We start from the raw sequence: 21,163 nt of genomic DNA on the forward strand, positions 1-21,163 counted from the left end.
GCCGGTGGTCTGGATGGCCAGGTGCTCGCCGGCGGACTCCCAGCGGTGGATGGTGCCGGGGCGGTTGGCCAGCCACAGGTGGCCGTGGCCGCGGAGGGTGCCCGCACAGATCTGTTCCAGCGCGTCGTGGAGGCGTCGCGCGTGCAGCGGTCGGCGGGAGGTCCAGTGGGTGGAGCGGACCCCGTACTCGGGCGCGGGCGGTCGAGTGGGCGGGGGTAGCGGCCCGTGCCGGTCCCGGGCCCGGTCGGCGTCGAAGAGGTTCGCGCCGGTCAGGGGCGCGGGGTCGGACGTGCGGAGTGACCCGGTCAGTGGGTCGTGGCAGATGTGGGTCGTGGTGGCGGCAGGGGCGAGGTGGCGGATCAGCGCCGTGGCGCGTGCGGAGGTGGTGGGGTCGGGGTCGTTCGTGCTCGCGGTCACCACCAGGTCGGCGCTCTCCAGGTGCCGGGCGGCGGTCTCGGCCAGGGTGCGCCGGTCGTGGGGGCCGAGGGCGAGCCCGTGCCGCGCGAGCCGGTCGCCGCTGTTGAGGTCGTCCTCGACGCGGGAGAGGTCGACGGCGACGGCGACCGTGTCGATCCGCAGGTGGTCGGCGAGCGCCTGCCCGCGCGCGTGGCCGTGCAGCAGGCCGAGGGCGACCGGGTCGGCTTCCATCCCGGGCGGGAGCGTGAGCAGCAGGTGCCGGTGGCGGCCGGCGCGAGCCAGCCGCAACAGGAGCGGCAGCAGGGCCGCCGGCAGGAGGCGGGAGGAGGACGGGCGGGACGCGGGCCCCCGGTCGCAGTCCACCGGTACCGAGCCGCCGTCCACCGGCCCGGAGCGCTCCAGCAGCCGCCAGGAGAGCCCCCGGCCGTCGGGGTGGGCCCGCAGGGCGAGCGCCGCCAGCCCGGGGGTCTCGATGCGCGCCAGGTCGGCGACGCAGTCGCGGACTCCGGTGGCGAGGCCGCCGAGCACGGCGACGGGCAGTGGCGGCGGCTCGCCTTGCGGGGGCATCTCGCTCCTCTCGGGTGGCCGGCGGAGTCGACCTGGAGTCAGTTGGCCGTGCCGGGCTTCGAGCCGGTGAGTCCGTAGCGGCGCTGGAAGCGTTCGACGCGGCCGGCGGTGTCCAGGACGCGGGCGGTGCCGGTGTAGAAGGGGTGGCTGGCGGAGGAGATCTCGACGTCGACGACGGGGTAGGTGTTGCCGTCCTCCCACTCGATGGTGCGGGTGCTGGTGGCGGTGGAGCGGGTGAGGAAGGCGAGGCCGCCGGCGTTGTCGCGGAAGACGACGGGGCGGTACTCGGGGTGGATGCCGGGCTTCATGGCGGTCTCCCAGAGGTGGAGGTGGGCGGGGTCAGCGTTCTTCGCGGAAGAGCACGTGCTTGCGGGCGACCGGGTCGTACTTGCGCAGGACGAGGCGGTCGGGGTCGTTGCGGCGGTTCTTGCGGGTGACGTAGGTGTAGCCGGTCCCTTCGGTGGACCGGAGCTTGATGATCGGGCGCAGTTCGTTGCGGGCCATGGGTGTCCTTCCGGGCGGGGTGTGGCGGTTGCCGCACCACACTAGCGTAATGGTTTTCGTTTTCATGTGGTGTAGTGTCGATTCAACGCCGGCGGCAGTCGTGGCATTCCCCGCCCGGCCTCCCGCCCTGCCCCCAGTCGACACGGAGACGCCATGTCCGCCCACTGCCAACTCACCGGCCGCCAGCCCGGGTTCGGCAACACCATCTCGCACTCGCACCGCCGCACCCGGCGCCGCTTCGATCCGAACATCCAGACCAAGCGTTACTGGCTGCCCAGCGAGGGCCGCTTCGTGCGCCTGACGCTCAGCGCCAAGGGCATCAAAACGGTCGACAAGCTCGGCATCGAGCGGGCCGTCGCCCGGGTGCGCGCCCGTGGGGAGAAGATCTGATGGCCAAGCGCAGCAAGATTGCCAAGAACGAGCAGCGCCGCGAGATCGTCGCCCGGTACGCCGAGCGGCGGGCCGAACTCAAGCGGCTGATCGCGAACCCGGCCACCACGCCCGAGGGCCGCGCCGCCGCGCAGGCCGAGCTGCAACGCCAGCCGCGCGACGCCAGTGCCACCCGGGTGCGCAACCGCGACGCCGTCGACGGCCGCCCGCGCGGGTACGTGCGCGCCTTCGGCCTCTCCCGGATCGGCCTGCGACAGCAGGCCCACGCCGGGTTCCTCCCGGGCGTCCGCAAGGCCAGCTGGTAGCACCGGCACCGAACTCGATCGGAAAGGAAGACCAAGGGGTGTCCCCATCCAGCCTGCTGCCCGTGGTGGTGGTCGGCGGCCTGCACGAGGCCGCCCGCCGCCAGGCCGTCCTGGAACTGCTCGAAGCCCACCGGGACGCGGTGGTGCTGCACCACGACCTCGCCCGGGCCGGCGAGGGCCGGGTCCGTCGGGAGGCCCGGGACGCCTCGGGGCCGCTGCACGACGTCCGGGTGCCGCTCACCAACGACTGTCCGTGCTGCGCCCTGCGCGAGGACCTGCTGCCCGAACTGCGGCGGATCGCCGAGGCCGGTCGCCATCGCCTCGCCGTGGTGGAGCTGTGGGGCGGCAGCGACCCGCACCCGCTGGTCGAGGTGATCGCGGGCGGTGAGTCCGGCGACCGGTGCATGCACGAGGTGGTGGACGTGGTCGGCGTGGTCACCGCCGTGGACCCGCTGCGGGTCGTCCCCGAACTCTCGGTCTCGGACCAGCTCTCCGAGCATCGGCTGCACACCTGCGCCGACGACGAGCGCACCCTCGCCGAGGCGCTGGCCCACCAGATCGAGTACGCCGGGGTGTTGGCCGTCGCCGCCGCGCAGGAGGCCGCCGGGAGCGCCGAGTTGCACGCCGGCCTCGCCATGCTGCGCCAACTCCACCCGACGGTGCGGGCGGTGAAGCTCGGGACGGGCACGCTGGGCGCCGCCGCGCTCGCCGGGTTCGACGTGGCCGCCGCCCGGGACCGGGTCAACCCGGCGCTCGCCCTGCTGCCGCAGCAGGCCGACGAGGCGGGCGTGGCCACCCTGGTCTGGGAGCGCCGTCGGCCGCTGCACCCCGAGCGGCTGTACGAGGCGCTGGAGGAGCTGGTCCCGGCCGCCCAGCGCAGCCGGGGGCGGTTCTGGCTGGCCAACCGGCCGGACCTGATGCTGGCCTGGGACGCGGCGGGGGCCAACCTGGCGGTCGAGGAGTGCGGCCCCTGGCTCGCCGCGCTGCCGGACGCCGCCTGGGAGCTCTACCCGCCCGCTCGGCGGGCCGCCGCCGCCCTCGACTGGGACCGCCGGCACGGCGACCGGGTGCAGCAGCTGAGCTTCACCGCCCAGGGGTTGGACGTCGACGGGATCACCGAACTGCTCGACTCCTGCCTGCTCACCGACGTCGAGCTCGCGGCCGGGGAGCCGGGGTGGAAGGCGCTGCCGGACGCCTTCGAGGACCTGCTCGACCCGGTCGGCTCCTGAGCCCGAGCCGCTGGGCCCGGGCCGGCGGAGTCGGGGCGGACGGACTGTTTGAGCGGGCGGCGCGACTGTGGCACAGTTAACTCTGTGTTTCAGAACGATTGCCTGGAGTGACGGCCCATGCTGGAGTCCCCGGTCCGCCAGGACGCCGATGCCGCCGCCGTCCCCCACGTGCTGGGATTCGAGGAGGTCGGCGCCCGGGCGGTGCTCGTGAAGTGCATGGGCCGCACCTACTCGGCAGCCGCCACCGCCGAACGGGTCACCTTCAGTGACGTCACCGACATCACCCGCCCGCTCTGCCTGGGCACCGCCGTCCAGGCCGGTGACGCGCTGTGGGACGTGCGCACCCCGGACGGTCGGGTCCTGCTGCGCACCGGTGACCTGCTGCCCGCCGTGGTGGCGCTGCGCGAGGACTACACCTCGTCGACCAAGACGACGGGATCGTGCCGGGGCGCGGGGAGCACGGCCACTCCGCCGCAGCGCACCCGCGCGCCCGGGCGGTAGCCGGTCAGCCCATGGGGAACTTGATCTGGCCGGAGACGATGGGGTTGAGGTAGTTCGGTCCGGTGATCTTCAGGCGGTTCATCGCCAGGCCGGTCAGGCCCTCGAAGATGGCGCGGCGGGCGTTCATCGTGGTGGAGTAGCCGGCGTCCAGGTGCGGCGCGACCTCGACCACGTCCATGCCGATGACCTTGGTCTCGTGGCAGATCCGGCGGAAGGCCGGGAACAGCTCACGGTTGGTCAGGCCGCCGGGCTCGGGGGTGCCGGTGCCGGGGGCGAAGGCCGGGTCGAGCACGTCGATGTCCAGCGAGAGGTAGACGAACTCGGCGTTCTCCTGCACCTCGGCGATCGCCTTGTCGAGGACGGCGTGGAAGCCGATCTGCTCGATCTCCGCCATGAAGTGCGACTTCATGCCCTGCCGGCGCATCCAGTTGAACAGCTGGTTGTCGGGGCCGGTGACGGTGCGCAGGCCGACCTGGACCACGTTGCCGGCCGGGATCTTCTCGTCCTCGATGATCCGCCGGATCGGGGTGCTGTGGGTCACCCGGTGGCCCAACATGGTGTCGTGGCAGTCGGGGTGGGCGTCGAAGTGGATGACACCGATCTTCTCCGGGCCGTAGACGTCGGCCAGCGCGCCGACGCTCGGCCAGAGCAGCGAGTGGTCGCCGCCGAGCAGCACCGGCACCGCCCCCACCTCGGCGATCTCCCGGACCAGCGCCCGGATCGGGCCGATCGAGTTCGCCGTGCTGAAGGGGTCCACGGCCGCGTCGCCGTAGTCCACCACCTTCAGCACGTCGAACGGGTTGATCCGGGTGCTGGCGTTGATCACCGCTTCGGGGGTGTTGAAGATGTAGCGCTCGTCGGACCGGATCATGCGGGGCCCGTACGACGCGCCGCGGTGGCCGACCGAGGCGTCCAGCGGGATGCCCAGCACGGCCACGTCGACGTTCCCGGCCCGCAGGTCCTCCTGGTTGAGGCAGTACGGAACACCCATGAAGGTCGCGATGCCCGAGTAGGCGGGGTGCGCGTAGTACCGGCGGAGGTCGATCGGCCCCGGCTCCCGGCCGGGCGCCGTCGACCGGTCGATCTCCAGGCGGTGCTCGGGCGTCTGAGGCTTGTCGTTCAACACATCTCCCCGGTGGACGTTACGTCGCATTCCGCATTCGATTGGTGCAGCTGGTTCATCGACTGGTTCGCATACTCTGCTGGGGCACCAGCCTAGGCGGGCCGGGAAATCCGCCGAACCCTGGCCGGCCTCCTGTTCGACCCCTTTGACCCCTATTCGGAACCAGGTTCACCCCTATTCGCGGTGGCCGCCGTTCCCTCGCCGCGCGCGACGAATTACCGGACGTCACCTAGGGGGTGGGTAGGGGTTGGCGGTCCAGTGGGGCAGCTCTAGCGTGACGCCGGATATCGTTTCGATCGCAAGCGGCCCCACCGCGGATCGGCAGCCGGAACGCCGTAAAGAGGTCACGTTAAATGGCGAATGAAGAGACACTCCGCGGCTATCTCAAGCGGGTGACGGCCGATCTGCACCAGACCCGGTTGCGGCTGCGCGAGGTGGAGGCCAAGGACCAGGAACCGATCGCCATCGTCGCCATGAGCTGTCGGTTCCCGGGCGGGGTGGCCTCGCCCGAGGAGCTGTGGCAGCTGGTCGCCGCCGGCGGGGACGCGATGTCCGAGTTCCCGGCCGACCGTGGCTGGGACGTCGAGGCGCTCTACCACCCGGACCCGGACCACCCCGGCACCTCGTACACCCGCGAGGGCGGCTTCCTGCACGACCTCGCCCACTTCGACCCGACCGTCTTCGGCATCAGCCCGCGCGAGGCGCTGGCGATGGACCCGCAGCAGCGGCTGTTGCTGGAGACGTCCTGGGAGGCGTTCGAGCGGGCCGGCATCGACCCGCTGTCGGTGCACGGCAGCCGGGTCGGCGTCTTCGCCGGGACCAGCGGTCAGGACTACCTGGCCGTCCTGCTGAACTCCGCGGACGACGTCGAGGGCTACCTCGGCACCGGCAACGCGGCCAGCGTCGTCTCCGGCCGGATCGCCTACAGCCTGGGCCTGGAGGGCCCGGCGGTGACGGTGGACACGGCCTGCTCGTCCTCCCTGGTGGCGCTCCACCTGGCGGTGCAGGCGCTGCGCAACGGCGAGTGCTCGCTGGCGCTGGCCGGCGGTGTCACGGTGATGAACACCCCGGGCACCTTCGTCGACTTCAGCCGCCAGCGCGGGCTGGCGGCCAACGGCCGCTGCAAGTCCTTCGCGGACGCCGCCGACGGCACCGGCTGGGCCGAGGGCGCCGGCATGCTGCTGGTCGAGCGGCTCTCCGACGCGCGGCGCAACGGGCACCCGGTGCTGGCGATCGTGCGCGGCTCGGCGGTCAACCAGGACGGCGCGAGCAACGGTCTGACGGCGCCCAACGGCCCGTCCCAGCAGCGGGTCATCCTCCAGGCGCTCGCCAGCGCCCGGCTGACCCCCGACCAGGTGGACGCCGTCGAGGCGCACGGCACGGGGACCCGGCTGGGTGACCCGATCGAGGCCCAGGCGCTGCTCGCCACCTACGGCCAGAACCGTGAACGCCCGCTGTGGTTGGGCTCGTTGAAGTCCAACATCGGGCACACCCAGGCCGCCGCCGGCGTCGCCGGGGTGATCAAGACGGTGATGGCGATCCGGCACGGCGTGCTGCCCAAGACCCTGCACGTGGACGAGCCGACCCGGAACGTCGACTGGTCGGCCGGGGCGGTCTCATTGCTCACCGAGGCCCGGCCCTGGCCCGAGACCGGGCAGCCGCGGCGGGTGGGCATCTCCTCGTTCGGGATGAGCGGCACCAACGCGCACACCATCATCGAGCAGCCACCCGCCGACGAGGTCGCGGAGGCGGGCGCCGAGTCGGCGGTCCCGGCGCCCGCCGTGCTGCCCTGGCCGCTGGCCGGCCGGAGCGAGGAGGCACTGCGCGCCCAGGCGGCTCGGCTGCGGGAGCGGCTGGAGGCCGAGCCCGGGCTCGAACCGCTCGACGTGGGCCACTCGTTGGCGACCGGCCGGGCGGCGCTGGAGCGTCGGGCCGTGCTGGTGGCCGGTGAGCGCGAGGAGTTCCTGCGCGGGCTGGGTGCGCTGGCATCGGGTGAGCCGGCGGCGAACGTCGTCCGGGGCTCGGTGGCCGAGGGCCGGCTGGCGTTCCTCTTCACCGGCCAGGGGAGCCAGCGGGCTGGCATGGGCGCCGAGTTGTACGGCTCGTTCCCGGCGTTCGCGGCGGCCTTCGACGCCGTGTGCGCGGAGCTGGACCGGCACCTGGAGCGGCCGCTGAAGGATGTCGTCTTCACGGGTGACCGGATCGACGAGACCGGCTACACCCAGCCCGCGCTCTTCGCCGTCGAGGTGGCGCTCTTCCGCCTGGTCGAGTCGTGGGGTGTGAAGCCGGACGTGCTGGCCGGGCATTCGATCGGTGAGTTGGCGGCCGCGCATGTGGCGGGTGTGTTGTCGCTGGCGGACGCGGCGAAGCTGGTGGCGGCGCGTGGTCGGTTGATGCAGGCGCTGCCGTCCGCTGGTGCGATGGTGGCGGTGCGGGCGGCCGAGGACGAGGTGCTGCCGCTGCTGTCCGGCCGGGAGGCCGAGTTGGGGATCGCGGCCGTCAACGGTCCGTCCTCGGTGGTGCTTTCGGGCGCCGAGGCGGCCGTGCTGGCGGTTGCGGCCAAGCTGGCGGAGCAGGGGCGCAAGACCAAGCGGCTCACGGTCAGCCACGCGTTCCACTCGCCGCTGATGGACCCGATGCTGGACGAGTTCCGCGCGGTGGCCGAGGAGTTGGAGTTCCACGAGCCGCGGATCCCGATCGTCTCGACCCTCGACCAGTCCGCCGACCTGACCTCGCCCGAGTACTGGGTGCGCCACGTCCGCGAGGCCGTCCGGTTCCGTGCCGCGATCGCGGCGTTGGAGGCCGAAGGCGTCCGCACGTTCCTGGAGTTGGGCCCGGACGGGACGCTCTCCGCGCTCGGTCAGGAGTGCGTGAGCGGGGACGCGGTGTTCGCGCCGGTGCTGCGCGGTGACCGCCCCGAGACCCGGACACTGACCACCGCCCTCGCCCAGGTCCAGGTGCGCGGCGCGGTCGTCGACTGGCGGGCGTACTACGCCGGCCTCGGCGCCCGCCGGGTGGACCTGCCCAGCTACGCCTTCCAGCACCGCCGCTACTGGCCGACCGCCGCCGCCTGGGCCGAGACCGCGACGGCCGGCCCGGCCGGCACCGACGCGGTGGACGCCCGGTTCTGGGAGGCCGTCGAGCGCGGCGACCTGCAGGCCCTCACCACCACCCTGGACCTGGACGGCGACCAGCCGCTGAGCTCGGTGCTGCCCGCGCTGACCGCCTGGCGCCGGCAGAGCCGCGACCGCTCCACCGTGGACGGTTGGCGTTACCGGATCGGCTGGCGGCCGACCACCGAGGCGCCGCGCGCGGCGGTCGCGGGCCACTGGGTGCTGGTGGTCCCGGCCGGGCAGCGGGAGCACGAGTGGCCGGCCGCCGCCGGCCGGGCGCTGTCCCAGCGCGGTGTGACCGTCCGGTGGGTCGAGTTCGATGCGGCGACCGCGGACCGGACGGCGCTGGCCGAGCGGCTGCGCGCCGCGCTGCCCGAGGAGGGGCAGCCGGTCGACGGCGTGCTCTCCCTGGTCGCGCTGGACGACAGCGCGCACCCCGGCCTCCCCTCGGTGCCCGCCGCCCTCACCGGCACCCTGGCCCTGGTCCAGGCGCTCGGGGACGCCGGCATCGAGGCACCGCTGTGGTGCGCCACCCGCGGCGCCGTCTCGACCGGTCGCTCCGACCGGCTGGAGCACCCGGGCCAGGCGCAGATCTGGGGTCTGGGCCGGGTCGTGGCGCAGGAGTACCCCGAGCGCTGGGGCGGCCTGGTCGACCTGCCCGAGACGGCCGACGAGCGCGCGCTCGGCCGGCTGGCCGCCGTGCTCGGTGACCTCGGCGACGAGGACCACCTGGCGATCCGTCCCTCCGGCATCCTGGCCCGCCGGCTGCTGCGCGCGCCGCGCGGCGAGGCCCCGGCGCAGGGCTGGACCCCGCGCGGCACGGCGCTGGTGACCGGTGGCACCGGCGCGCTCGGCGCCCACGTCGCCCGCTGGCTGGCCCGGGCCGGAGCCGAGCACCTGGTGCTGACCAGCCGGCGCGGCCGAGGCGCCGCCGGTGTGGCCGAGCTGGAGGCCGAGCTGACCGCGCTCGGCGCCCGGGTGACCGTCGCCGCCTGCGACGTCGCCGACCGCGCCGCGCTCGCCGAGCTGCTGGCCGCGCTGCCCGCCGAGTACCCGCTGACCACCGTGGTGCACGCGGCCGGTGTGCTGGACGACGGTGTGCTGGACGCGCTGACCCCGGAGCGGCTGGCCGGCGTGCTGCGGCCCAAGGTGGACGCGGCCGTCAACCTGGACGAGCTGACCCGCGGGCTGGACCTGTCGGCGTTCGTGCTGTTCTCCTCCTTCGCCGGCACCTTCGGTGGCCCCGGCCAGGCCAACTACGCCGCCGCCAACGCGTTCCTGGACGCGCTCGCCGAGCAGCGCCGGGCCGCCGGCCTGCCCGCCACCACGATGGCCTGGGGCGCCTGGGCCGAGGGCGGCATGGCGGTGGACGACGTGGTCACCGAGCGCCTGCGCCGTGGCGGCGTGCCGGCCCTGGCACCCGAGCTCGCGATCGCCGCGATGCAGCACGCGCTGGACCACGACGAGACCTTCTCGCTCGTGGTGGACGTGCTCTGGGACCGCTTCGCACCCCAGTACACCGCGATCCGGCCCAGCACCCTCTTCGCCGAACTGCCCGAGGCGGTGAAGGCGTTGGCGGACGCGGAGGCGGAGTACGGCGAGCAGGCCGACAGCTCCTCGCTGCGGCAGCGGCTGTCCGCCGCCACCGAGGGCGAACGCGGCCGCCTCGCACTGGACTTCGTCCGTGCCCAGGTCGCCGCCGTGCTCGGCTACTCGGACCTGGACGCCGTCGAACCGGCCCGTGCCTTCCGCGAGTTGGGCTTCGACTCGCTGACCGCGGTCGAGCTGCGCAACCTGCTCGCCGCGCTCACCGGCCTGCGACTGCCCGCGACCCTGGTCTTCGACTACCCCAACGCCACCGCGCTCGCCGAACTGCTCTGCGCCGAACTCCTGGGCTCCGCACCGGAGACCGCCTCGGACGCGGTGGTCCCGGGCCGGCCGGACGACGACGATCCGATCGCCATCGTCGGCATGGCCTGTCGCTTCCCCGGCGGCGTGAGCACGCCCGAGGAGCTCTGGCGGCTGCTGGCCGCCGGCACGGACGCGCTCGCCGGGTTCCCGGACGACCGTGGCTGGGACCTGGACGCCCTGTACGACCCCGACCCCGAGCACCCCGGCACCTCCTACGTCCGCGAGGGCGGCTTCCTGGCCGATGCCGGCGCCTTCGACCCCGGCTTCTTCGGGATCTCGCCGCGCGAGGCGCTGGCGATGGACCCGCAGCAGCGGCTGCTGCTGGAGACCTCCTGGGAGGCGTTCGAACGGGCCGGTATCGACCCGTCCGGCCTGCGCGGCAGCCGGACGGGCGTCTTCACCGGCACCAACGGTCAGGACTACCTGCCGCTCATCCTGAGCGCGCCGGACGGCTCCGAGGGCTTCCTCGGCACCGGCAACGCGGCCAGCGTGATGTCCGGGCGCGTCGCGTACTGCCTGGGCCTGGAGGGCCCGGCGGTGACCGTGGACACCGCCTGTTCGTCCTCGTTGGTGGCCCTGCACTGGGCGATCCAGGCGCTGCGGGCCGGCGAGTGCTCGCTGGCGCTGGCCGGTGGTGTCACCGTGATGTCCACCCCCGGCGCGTTCGTCGACTTCAGCCGGCAGCGCGGCCTGGCCGCCGACGGCCGGTGCAAGGCGTTCGCGGCGGCGGCGGACGGCACCGGTTGGGGCGAGGGCGTGGGCATGCTGCTGGTCGAGCGGCTCTCCGACGCGCGGCGCAACGGGCACCCGGTGCTGGCGGTGGTCCGTGGTTCGGCCGTCAACCAGGACGGCGCGAGCAACGGTCTGACGGCGCCGAACGGTCCGTCGCAGCAGCGGGTGATCCGGCAGGCGCTGGCCTCGGCCGGGCTGACCGCCGGTGAGGTGGACGCGGTCGAGGCGCACGGCACGGGGACCTCGCTGGGTGACCCGATCGAGGCGCAGGCGCTGCTGGCGACGTACGGGCAGGACCGTGAACGGCCGCTGTGGCTGGGGTCGGTGAAGTCCAACATCGGGCACACCCAGGCCGCGGCGGGCGTGGCGGGGATCATCAAGATGGTGCTGGCGATGCGGCACGGCGTGCTGCCGCGGACCCTGCACGTGGACGAGCCGTCGCCGAAGGTGGACTGGGCGGCGGGTGCGGTGGAGCTGCTCACCGAGGCGCGGGAGTGGCCGGAGACCGGTCGGCCGCGCCGGGCGGCGGTGTCGTCCTTCGGCGTCAGCGGGACCAACGCGCATGTGATCGTCGAGCAGGGGCCGGAGGTCGCCGTGGGGGCACCTCCCAGCCTCCCCCAGCCTTCGGCCGGGGGGACCCCCATGGCTGGGGGAGAGCCGGTCGTCGAGGCGACCGTGACGGCGCCGGTGGTGCCGTGGCCGCTGTCCGCGCGCGATGCGGGAGCGCTCCGGGCGCAGGCGGAGCGGTTGCGCGCCCAGCTGGCGGAGCAGCCCGAGGCGCGCTCGGTCGACGTCGGCTACTCGCTGGCGACCACCCGGGCCGCGCTGGAGCACCGGGCCGTGGTGGTGGCGGCGGACCTGGCGGGCCACCTGCGGGCGCTGACCGCGCTGGCCGCGGGGGAGGAGGCGCTGGGGCTGGTCGAGGGCACCGCCGGGCTGGGCCGGACGGCCTTCCTCTTCACCGGCCAGGGCAGCCAACGTCCGGGCATGGGCGCGGAGTTGTACGACACCCATCCGGTCTTCGCGGACGCGCTGGACGAGGTCTTCGCGCACCTGGACCAGCACCTGGACCGCCCGCTGCGGGACGTCCTGTTCGCGACCGAGGGTGACCTGATCCACCGGACCGGCTGCGCGCAGCCGGCGCTGTTCGCCGTCGAGGTGGCGCTCTTCCGGCTGCTGGAGTCGTGGGGTGTGCGGCCGGACGTGCTGGCCGGGCATTCGATCGGTGAGTTGGCGGCCGCGCATGTGGCGGGTGTGTTGTCGCTGGCGGATGCGGCGAAGCTGGTGGTGGCGCGTGGTCGGTTGATGCAGGCGCTGCCGTCCGGTGGTGCGATGGTGGCGGTGCGGGCGGCCGAGGACGAGGTGCTGCCGCTGCTGGCCGGTGAGGTGGGTGTCGCGGCCGTCAACGGGCCGTCCTCGGTGGTGCTTTCGGGTGCCGAGGCGGCGGTGCTGGCGGTGGCCGAGAAGCTGGCGGAGCAGGGTCGCAAGACGAGGCGGCTGACGGTGAGCCACGCGTTCCACTCGCCGCTGATGGACCCGATGCTGGCCGAGTTCCGTGCGGTGGCCGAGGGGTTGGAGTTCCACGAGCCGAAGATCCCGATCGTCTCGACCCTCGACCAGGCTGCCGACCTGACCTCGCCCGAGTACTGGGTGCGCCACGTCCGCGAGGCCGTGCGCTTCCTCGACGCGGTGCGCACGATGGAGACCCAGGGCGTCACCACCTTCGTCGAGCTGGGCCCGGACGGGGTGCTGTCCGCTCTCGGGCCGGAGTGCGTGGCCGAGCCGGCGGTGTTCGCGGCGGCGCTGCGCGCGGGCCGTCCGGAGGTGCGCACGCTGACCGGCGCCCTCGCCCAGGCGTACGTCCAGGGCGTGTCCGTGGACTGGGAGGCGGTCTTCGCCGGCCAGGGCGCCCGCCGGGTGGACCTGCCCACCTACGCCTTCCAGCGCGAGCACTACTGGCCCGACGTCCCGGCGCTGGGCGCCGGAGACGTCACCATGGCCGGTCTCGGCGCGACCGACCACCCGCTGCTCGGCGCGGCGGCCGAACTGCCGGACTCCGGTGGCTTCGTGTTCACCGGCCGGCTCGCGCTCTCCACCCACCCGTGGCTGGCCGACCACGCCGTGATGGGCTCGGTGCTGCTGCCGGGCACGGCCTTCGTCGAGCTGGCCGTGCGCGCCGGCGAGCAGGTCGGCTGCGACCTGCTGGAGGAACTCACACTGGCCGCGCCGCTGGTCCTGCCCGAGCAGGGCGGGGTGCAGCTGCGTCTCACCGTGGCGGCGGCGGACCCGACCGGCCGCCGTGCGCTCAGCCTGCACTCGCGTCGCGAGGACGTCCCGGCCGAGGAGCCGTGGACCCGGCACGCGACCGGTCTGCTCGCCTCCGGTGCGCGGCCGGCCGGCTCCGACCTCGGTCTGGAGGAGTGGCCGCCGGCCGGCGCGACCGAGATCGAGCTGGACGGCCGCTACCAGAACCTGATCGAGCTGGGCTTCGACTACGGCCCGGTCTTCCAGGGCCTGCGCCGGGCCTGGCGCCGCGACGGCGAGGTCTTCGCCGAGGTGCGCCTGCCGCAGCAGGCGGAGGCCGACGCCGGCCTGTTCGGGCTGCACCCGGCGCTGCTCGACTCCGCCCTGCACGCGCTCGGCCTGGCCGCCGCCGACGACACCGACTGGCAGGGCAGGCTGCCGTTCTCCTGGACCGGCGTGTCGCTGTACGCGGTCGGTGCTTCGGCGCTGCGGGTGCGGTTGGCGCCGGTCGGGGCGGACGGGGTGTCGTTGGAGCTGGCGGACGAGTTCGGGCGGCCGGTGGCGTCGGTGGACGCGTTGGTGCTGCGGGCGGTGTCGGCGGAGCAGTTGCGGGCCGCGCGGGCGGCGTTCCACGAGTCGCTGTTCCGTCCGGAGTGGGTGGCGTTGCCGGCCGCGGGCGACCTGGTGACCGGGCGCTGGGCGGTGCTGGGTGATGGTGCCGCGGTCCTGGGCGCGTTCGACGGCGAGGTTTCCGCGTTCCCCGACCTCGACGCGCTGCTGGCGAGCGGGGAGCTGCCCGAGGCGGTGGTCGTCCCGTGCTTCGCTTCGGACGACTCCGTGGCGGATGTGCCCGAGGTGGTGCGCGCGACCGTGAACCGGGTGCTCGCGCTGGCGCAGGCCTGGCTGGCCGAGGACCGGCTCGCCGACACGCCGCTGGTGGTGCTCACCCGGGGTGCGGTGGCGACCGGTGAGGACGTGGGTGTCACCGACCTGGCCCACGCCGCCGCCTGGGGGCTGCTGCGCTCCGCACAGACCGAGAACCCCGGTCGGATCGTCCTGGTGGACTCCGACGAGGACGCCGCGTCGCGGTCGGCGCTGACCGCCGCCTTGACGGCGGAGGAGCCGCAGCTGGCGATTCGCCGGGGCGTGCCGCACGCGCTGCGGCTGGCTCGGGTGGAGGTCTCGGTGGCCGAGGCTCCCGTGTTCGGGTCGGAGGGGACCGTCCTGGTCACCGGCGGCACCGGCGCGCTCGGCGCGCTGCTCGCTCGGCACCTGGTGACCGAGCACGGCGTCCGGCACCTGCTGCTCACCAGCCGGCGCGGAGCCGAAACACCTGGTACGGCTGAACTCCTCGCCGAGCTGGCTGAGTTGGGCGCCGAGGTGGAGATCGCGGCCTGCGACGTGGCCGACCGGGCGGCGCTGGCCGAGTTGTTGGGCTCCTTGCGGCGTCCGCTGACGGCGGTGGTCCACACCGCGGGCATCACCGACGATGGCGTGTTCTCCGCGCTCACCCCGGATCGGGTCGAGCGCGTGCTGCGACCCAAGGTCGAAGGGGCCTGGCACCTCCACGAGTTGACCGCCGGACTCGACCTGTCGGCGTTCGTGCTCTTCTCCTCGGCCGCCGGCCTCTTCGGCGGTCCCGGTCAGGGCAACTACGCGGCGGCCAACGCCTTCCTGGACGCGCTCGCCGGGCACCGCCGTTCGGCGGGGCTGCCGGCGACCTCGCTGGACTGGGGGCTGTGGGCGCAGAGCAGTGGAGTCAGCGGCCACCTTGACGACAACGACCGTGCCCGGATGGAGCGTTCGGGCCTCGGGGCGCTCAGCTCGGCTGAGGGCGTGGCGCTCTTCGACGCCGCGCTGCGGGTCCGGAGCGAGGACGCCGTCCTGGTGCCGATGCACATCCGGACCGCCACCCTGCGGGCACAGGCGGCGGCCGGGCCGGTGCCCCCGCTGCTGCGTGGGCTGGTTCGCGCCCCGCTGCGCCGGGCCGTGGAGTCCGCAGGCGTGGGTGCGGCCTCCGGCGAGTCCGAGCTGGTCGGCCGGCTCGCCCCGCTGGCCGTCGCCGAGCAGCGGCAGGCGCTCCTCGACCTGGTCCGGCGGCAGATCGCCGCGGTCCTCGGCTACGCCGGTGCCGAAGCCGTCGACGCCGAACGGGCCTTCAAGGAGCTGGGCTTCGACTCGCTCACCGCGGTCGAGCTGCGCAACCAGCTGGCCACGGCCACCGGCCTGCGGCTGCCCGCGACGCTGATCTTCGACTACCCCAACCCGACCGCACTCGCCGGCCATCTGCGCGACGAACTGCTGGGTGGGCTGGAGGAGTTCAGCCTTGAGCCGGCGACCGCGCGGGCGGCGAGCGACGTCGACGACCCGATCGCCATCGTCGCGATGGCCTGCCGCTACCCGGGCGGGGTGAGCTCGCCCGAGGAGCTGTGGCGGCTGATCGCCGAGGAACGCGACGGGATCTCGACCTTCCCCACCGACCGCGGCTGGGACCTGGACGCCCTGTACGACCCGAACCCGGACACCCCCGGCACCTCGTACACCCGCGAGGGCGGGTTCCTGCACGACTCCAGCTACTTCGACCCGGCGTTCTTCGGCATCTCGCCGCGCGAGGCGCTGGCCATGGACCCGCAGCAGCGCCTGCTGCTGGAGACCACCTGGGAGGCCTTCGAGCGGGCCGGCATCGACCCGGTGACCGTGCGCGGCACGTCCGTCGGCGTCTTCGCGGGCGTGATGTACCACGACTACGGCACCCGGCTGCGGGCCGCTCCCGACGAGGTCGAGGGTTACCTCGGCACCGGCAGCTCCAGCAGCGTCGTCTCCGGACGCGTCGCCTACACCTTCGGGCTGGAGGGGCCGGCGGTGACCGTGGACACCGCCTGCTCGTCCTCGTTGGTGGCCCTGCACCTGGCGGTGCAGGCGCTGCGCAGCGGCGAGTGCACCATGGCGCTGGCCGGCGGTGTCACCGTCATGTTCACCCCCGGTACGTTCGTGGAGTTCAGTCGGCAGCGCGGGCTCTCGGCCGACGGGCGCTGCAAGTCCTTCGCGGCCGCGGCGGACGGCACGGGCTGGGGCGAGGGCGCGGGCATGCTGCTGGTCGAGCGGCTGTCGGACGCGCGGCGCAACGGGCACCCGGTGCTGGCGGTGGTGCGTGGCTCGGCGGTCAACCAGGACGGCGCGAGCAACGGTCTGACGGCGCCGAACGGTCCGTCGCAGCAGCGGGTGATCCGCGCGGCGCTGGCCAACGCGGGCGTCACGGCCGACGAGGTCGACGCGGTGGAGGCGCACGGGACGGGGACCTCGCTGGGCGACCCGATCGAGGCGCAGGCGCTGCTGGCCACGTACGGGCGCGAGCACTCGGCCGACCGGCCGCTCTGGCTGGGCTCGGTGAAGTCGAACCTGGGCCACACCCAGGCGGCCTCCGGCGTCGCCGGTGTGATCAAGATGGTGATGGCCATGCGGCACGGCGTGCTGCCGCGGACCCTGCACGTGGACGAGCCGTCGCCGCAGGTGGACTGGGCAGCGGGTGCGGTGGAGCTGCTGACCGAGGCGCGGGAGTGGCCGCGGACCGGCCGGCCGCGCCGGGTCGCGGTCTCGTCCTTCGGCATCAGCGGCACCAACGCGCACACCGTGCTGGAGCAGGCACCGGAGGCCGTCGTGGGGGCGCCTTCCAGCCTCCCCCAGCCTTCGGCCGGGGGGACCCCCGTGGCTGGGGGAGAGCCGGCGGAGCCGGGAGCCCCGGCGGGGGTGGTGCCCTGGGTGCTGTCGGCCAAGGGTGAGCCGGCGCTCCGGGCGCAGGCCGCACGGTTGCGCGCGCTGTTGACGGAACGGCCCGAGTTGCGGCCGGTCGACGTCGGCTACTCGCTGGCGACCACGCGTACCGCCCTGGAGCAGCGCGCGGTGCTGGTCGCCGGTGACCGCGAGGCGCTGTTGCGGCGGCTGGACGCGCTGGCGGCCGGCGAGGCGGCGGCCACCGCGGGCCTGGTGCAGGGGTCGGTCACTGGTGGGCGGACCGCCGTCCTCTTCACCGGCCAGGGGAGTCAGCGGGCCGGGATGGGCGCTGAGTTGTACGGCGCGTTCCCGGTGTTCGCGGCGGCCTTCGAGGCGGTGTGCGCGGCGCTGGAACTGCCGCTGCGCGACGTGGTCTTCGGGGGTGAGCGGATCGACGAGACGGCTTGCACGCAGCCGGCGCTGTTCGCGCTCGAGGTGGCGCTGTTCCGTCTGGTGGAGTCGTGGGGTGTGCGGCCGGACGTGCTGGCCGGGCATTCGATCGGTGAGATCGCTGCCGCGCATGTGGCGGGTGTGTTGTCGCTGGCGGATGCGGCGAAGCTGGTGGCGGCGCGTGGTCGGTTGATGCAGGCGCTGCCGTCCGGTGGTGCGATGGTGGCGGTGCAGGCGGCCGAGGACGAGGTGCTGCCGCTGCTCGCGGGCCGGGAGGCCGAGTTGGGCCTCGCGGCGGTCAACGGGCCGTCCTCGGTGGTGATTTCGGGCGCTGAGCATGCGGTGCTGGAGGTGGCCGAGATGCTGGCCGCCGAGGGCCGCAAGACGAAGCGGCTGACGGTGAGCCACGCGTTCCACTCGCCGTTGATGGACCCGATGCTGGCCGAGTTCCGTGCGGTGGCCGAGGGGTTGGAGTTCCACGAGCCGAAGATCCCGATCGTCTCGACCCTCGACCAGGCTGCCGACCTGACCTCGCCCGAGTACTGGGTACGGCACGTCCGCGAGGCGGTCCGCTTCGCCGATGCCGTGCGGACCCTGGAGAGCGAGGGCGTCCGGACGTTCCTGGAGTTGGGGCCGGACGGGACGCTCTCCGCGCTCGGCCAGGAGTGCGTGGCCGAGGAGGCGGTGTTCGCGCCGGTGCTGCGCCGCGACCGTGCGGAGGTGGAGACGTTCACCGCGGGTCTGGCCCAGCTGTACGTGCGTGGGGTCCGGCTCGACTGGCCGGCCGTCTTCACGGACGCGGGCGCCAGGCGGGTCGATCTGCCCACCTACGCCTTCCAGAAGGACCGCTACTGGCTGGACATGGGCATCTCCGCCGGCGACCTGGCCACGGTCGGTGTCGAGCCGACCGGTCACCCGCTGCTCGGTGCGGCGGTCGAGCTGCCGGACTCCGGTGGCTTCGTGTTCACCGGTCGGATCGCGCTCTCCACCCAGCCGTGGCTGGCCGACCACGCCGTGATGGGCTCGGTGCTGCTGCCGGGTACGGCCTTCGTCGAGCTGGCCGTGCGTGCGGGCGAGCAGGTCGGCTGCGACCTGCTGGAGGAACTCACGCTGGCCGCGCCGCTGGTCCTGCCCGAGCGCGGCGGGGTGCTGCTGCGGATCACGGTCGGCCAGCCGGACGAGTCCGGCTGCCGTTCGCTGACCCTGCACTCGCGCCACGAGGACGTCCCGGCCGAGACGCCGTGGACCCGGCACGCGACCGGTCTGCTCGCCTCCGGTGCGCGGCCGGCCGGCTTCGACCTCGGCGAGTGGCCGCCGGCCGGCGCCGAGCCGGTCGACACCGCCGGCCTCTACGAAGGTGCGGCGGCGGCCGGCCTGGAGTACGGCCCGCTCTTCCAGGGCCTGCGCCGGGCCTGGCGCCGCGACGGGGAGGTGTTCGCCGAGATCCAGCCGGCGCCGGCCGAGCCGGGCCTGGGCACGCAGCAACTGGACGGTACGCCGTTCGGCCTGCACCCGGCGCTGCTCGACGCCGCACTGCACGGCGTCGGCCTGGGCGGAGTCGTCGCGCAGGCCGACCAGGACGCCGGCCGGGCCCGGCTGCCGTTCTCCTGGAGCGGGGTGCGACTGCACGCCACCGGTGCTTCGGCGCTGCGGGTGCGGTTGGCGCCGGTCGGGGCGGACGGGGTGTCGTTGGAGCTGGCGGACGAGTTCGGGCGGCCGGTGGCGTCGGTGGACGCGTTGGTGCTGCGGGCGGTGTCGGCGGAGCAGTTGCGGGCCGCGCGGGCGGCGTTCCACGAGTCGCTGTTCCGTCCGGAGTGGGTGGCGTTGCCGGCCGCGGGCGACCTGGTGACCGGGCACTGGGCGGCGCTGAGCGATGACGCCCTGGCCCTGGGTCTCCCGGTGTTCCCCGACCTCGACGCGCTGCTGGCGAGTGGGGAGCTGCCCGAGGCGGTGGTCGTCCCGTGCTTCGCTTCGGACGACTCCGTGGCGGATGTGCCCGAGGTGGTGCGCGCGACCGTGAACCGGGTGCTCGCGCTGGCGCAGGCCTGGCTGGCCGAGGACCGGCTCGCCGACACGCCGCTGGTGGTGCTCACCCGGGGTGCGGTGGCGACCGGTGAGGACGTGGGTGTCACCGACCTGGCCCACGCCGCCGCCTGGGGGCTGCTGCGCTCCGCACAGACCGAGAACCCCGGTCGGATCGTGCTGGTCGACCTGGACGGTGAGGCCGACCCGCAGACCGCCCTCGCGACCGCTCTGGCCAGTGGCGAGCCCCAACTCGCCCTCCGCGGCGGGGTTGTGCACGCCTTCCGGCTCGGCCGGGTGGCGGCCGCGCCGGTCGAGCGGACGCTGTCGCTGGATCCGTCCGGGACGGTCCTGGTCACCGGCGGCACCGGGGCGCTGGGCGCGCTGGTGGCCCGCCACCTGGTGGTGGAGCACGGCGCGCGGCGTCTGCTGCTCACCAGCCGGCGCGGTGCCGACGCCCCGGGCGCGGCCGAACTCAGCACTGAGCTCGCCGAGTTGGGTGCCGAGGTGGAGATCGCCGGCTGCGACGTGGCGGACCGCGAGGCGCTGGCCGCACTGCTGGCCGCCGTGCCGGTGGACCGGCCGCTGACCGCGGTCGTGCACACCGCGGGTGTGCTGGACGACGGGGTGCTCGCCGCGCTGACCCCGGAGCGGGTGGAGGCCGTGCTGCGCCCGAAGGTGGACGCGGCCTGGAACCTGCACGAGCTGACGCAGGATCAGAACCTTTCGGCGTTCGTGCTCTTCTCCTCGGTCGCCGGCGTCTTCGGCGGCCCGGGGCAGGCGAACTACGCGGCGGCCAATGCCTTCCTGGACGCGCTGGTCACCCGGCGCCGGGTCCAGGGCCTGACGGCGCTCTCGCTGGCCTGGGGCCTGTGGGCGACGGCGGATGGTATGGCCGGCGGGCTGGCCGAGGCGGACGTGGACCGGATGACCCGGTCCGGGTTCGCCCCGCTGCAGCCCAAGGAGGGCCTGGAGCTGTTCGACCTCGCGGACGGTCAGGACGACCCGGTGCTGGTGGCGATGCGGATGGACGTGGCGGTGCTGCGCGGCCACGGCGACCCCGAGCGGGTGCCGCACCTGCTGCGCGGCCTGGTCCGGATCCCGGCCCGCCGCCCGGTCGCCGGCCCGGCCGGCACGCGCGGCCCGGCGGCGGCCGAGGAGCAGTCGCTGGCCGAGCGCTTGCGCGGCCTGCCGGACGCCGAGCGGGACCGCCTGCTGCTGGACCTGGTGCGTGGCCAGGTGGCCGCGGTGCTGGGCTACGGCAGTGCCGGGGCGATCGAGCCGGAGCGCGGCTTCGTCGAGCTGGGCTTCGACTCGCTGACCGCCGTCGACCTGCGCAACCGCCTGGGCGCGCTGGCCGGGCTGCGGCTGCCGGTCACGCTGATCTTCGACTACCCGACACCCATGGCGCTGGCCGGCTACCTGCGCGAGGAGACCCGCCAGGACGAGGTGACCACCGCACCGGCTCTCCCGATCGGCGCGGAACTGGACCGCCTGGAGTCGATCCTCTCCACCCTCGATGCCGGCGACGAGGAGCGCCGGACCGTCACCACCCGCCTGCGCACCCTGCTGTCGATGTGGACCGAGAGCCAGAGCCCGCAGTCCGCTGCGGCGGCCGACCCGGCCGCCGACGCCGAACTCCAGTCGGCTACCGCCGACGAGCTCTTCAGCCTGCTGGACGAGGAGTTGGGGCTGTCCTGACCCGCCCCGGGGCGTGCGCCCCGGGTAGCCCGCAAGCCCGACCGCCCCGCTGGACCGGAGCACCGTCCCGGTCCAGCGGGGCGGTCGTGTGGTGTGCCGGATGCTGCGCGGCTTCGCCCGCGTCGATGCCCCTCCTGGTGGTGGGCGACGCGCTACGGGAGTTCGAAGCGGGCCGAACCCGTTGCCGAGGTTCGGCGCCCTGGCCACGTTGTTCGGTGCGGGCCAGTGGATCGTGTGGGGCAC

9 protein-coding genes are annotated in these 21,163 nt (G+C 74.3%); 5 read left to right on the forward strand and 4 right to left on the reverse strand.

The genetic code is table 11. The features are described from left to right. From ACZ38L_RS26530 to rpmG, 3 genes are all read right to left on the reverse strand, one after another. The coding region (locus ACZ38L_RS26530; RefSeq protein WP_465697836.1) for a GTP-binding protein at window positions 1-984 on the reverse strand (984 nt) is incomplete at its 3' end. Window positions 985-1,022: 38 nt separating this feature from the next. Further along, window positions 1,023-1,292, reverse strand: coding sequence for a type B 50S ribosomal protein L31 (locus tag ACZ38L_RS26535; RefSeq protein WP_465697838.1), 270 nt, complete (start codon window positions 1,290-1,292; stop codon window positions 1,023-1,025). A gap of 31 nt (window positions 1,293-1,323) precedes the next feature. Continuing rightward, on the reverse strand, window positions 1,324-1,488 hold the full coding sequence (rpmG, locus tag ACZ38L_RS26540) for a 50S ribosomal protein L33 (RefSeq protein ID WP_184944103.1): 165 nt from the start codon (window positions 1,486-1,488) through the stop codon (window positions 1,324-1,326). Between the two features lie 153 nt (window positions 1,489-1,641). On the opposite strand from rpmG, the gene rpmB reads away from it, so the two are divergent. The 4 genes from rpmB to ACZ38L_RS26560 all read left to right on the forward strand — a co-directional run bounded on the left by rpmB (window position 1,642) and on the right by ACZ38L_RS26560 (window position 3,913). Then, window positions 1,642-1,878: a 50S ribosomal protein L28 gene (gene rpmB, locus ACZ38L_RS26545; RefSeq protein ID WP_465697840.1), complete on the forward strand. Its 237-nt coding sequence runs from the start codon at window positions 1,642-1,644 to the stop codon at window positions 1,876-1,878. Then, window positions 1,878-2,183, forward strand: coding sequence for a 30S ribosomal protein S14 (gene rpsN / locus ACZ38L_RS26550; RefSeq protein WP_465697842.1), 306 nt, complete (start codon window positions 1,878-1,880; stop codon window positions 2,181-2,183). The genes rpmB and rpsN overlap by 1 nt, the downstream gene beginning before the upstream one ends. A 38-nt stretch (window positions 2,184-2,221) precedes the next feature. After that, a complete protein-coding gene (locus ACZ38L_RS26555) occupies window positions 2,222-3,412 on the forward strand; it encodes a CobW family GTP-binding protein (RefSeq protein WP_465697844.1) in 1,191 nt (396 codons plus the stop codon). 117 nt (window positions 3,413-3,529) lie between these two features. Further along, a complete protein-coding gene (locus ACZ38L_RS26560; RefSeq protein ID WP_465697846.1) occupies window positions 3,530-3,913 on the forward strand; it encodes a hypothetical protein in 384 nt (127 codons plus the stop codon). 4 nt (window positions 3,914-3,917) lie between these two features. Here the strand turns inward: ACZ38L_RS26560 and ACZ38L_RS26565 are convergent, their stop codons facing one another. Then, window positions 3,918-5,036 carry an agmatinase family protein gene (locus ACZ38L_RS26565; RefSeq protein ID WP_396563617.1) on the reverse strand — a complete coding sequence of 373 codons (1,119 nt, stop codon included), beginning with the start codon at window positions 5,034-5,036 and terminating at the stop codon, window positions 3,918-3,920. Window positions 5,037-5,428: 392 nt separating this feature from the next. Between ACZ38L_RS26565 and ACZ38L_RS26570 the strand changes: the two genes are divergently transcribed. Continuing rightward, window positions 5,429-20,920 (forward strand): type I polyketide synthase, encoded by a 15,492-nt coding sequence (locus ACZ38L_RS26570; protein ID WP_465697858.1) that lies wholly within the window; start codon window positions 5,429-5,431, stop codon window positions 20,918-20,920. Window positions 20,921-21,163 lie beyond the last annotated feature (243 nt).

It is taken from the genome of Kitasatospora sp. NPDC024654 (assembly GCF_055559155.1).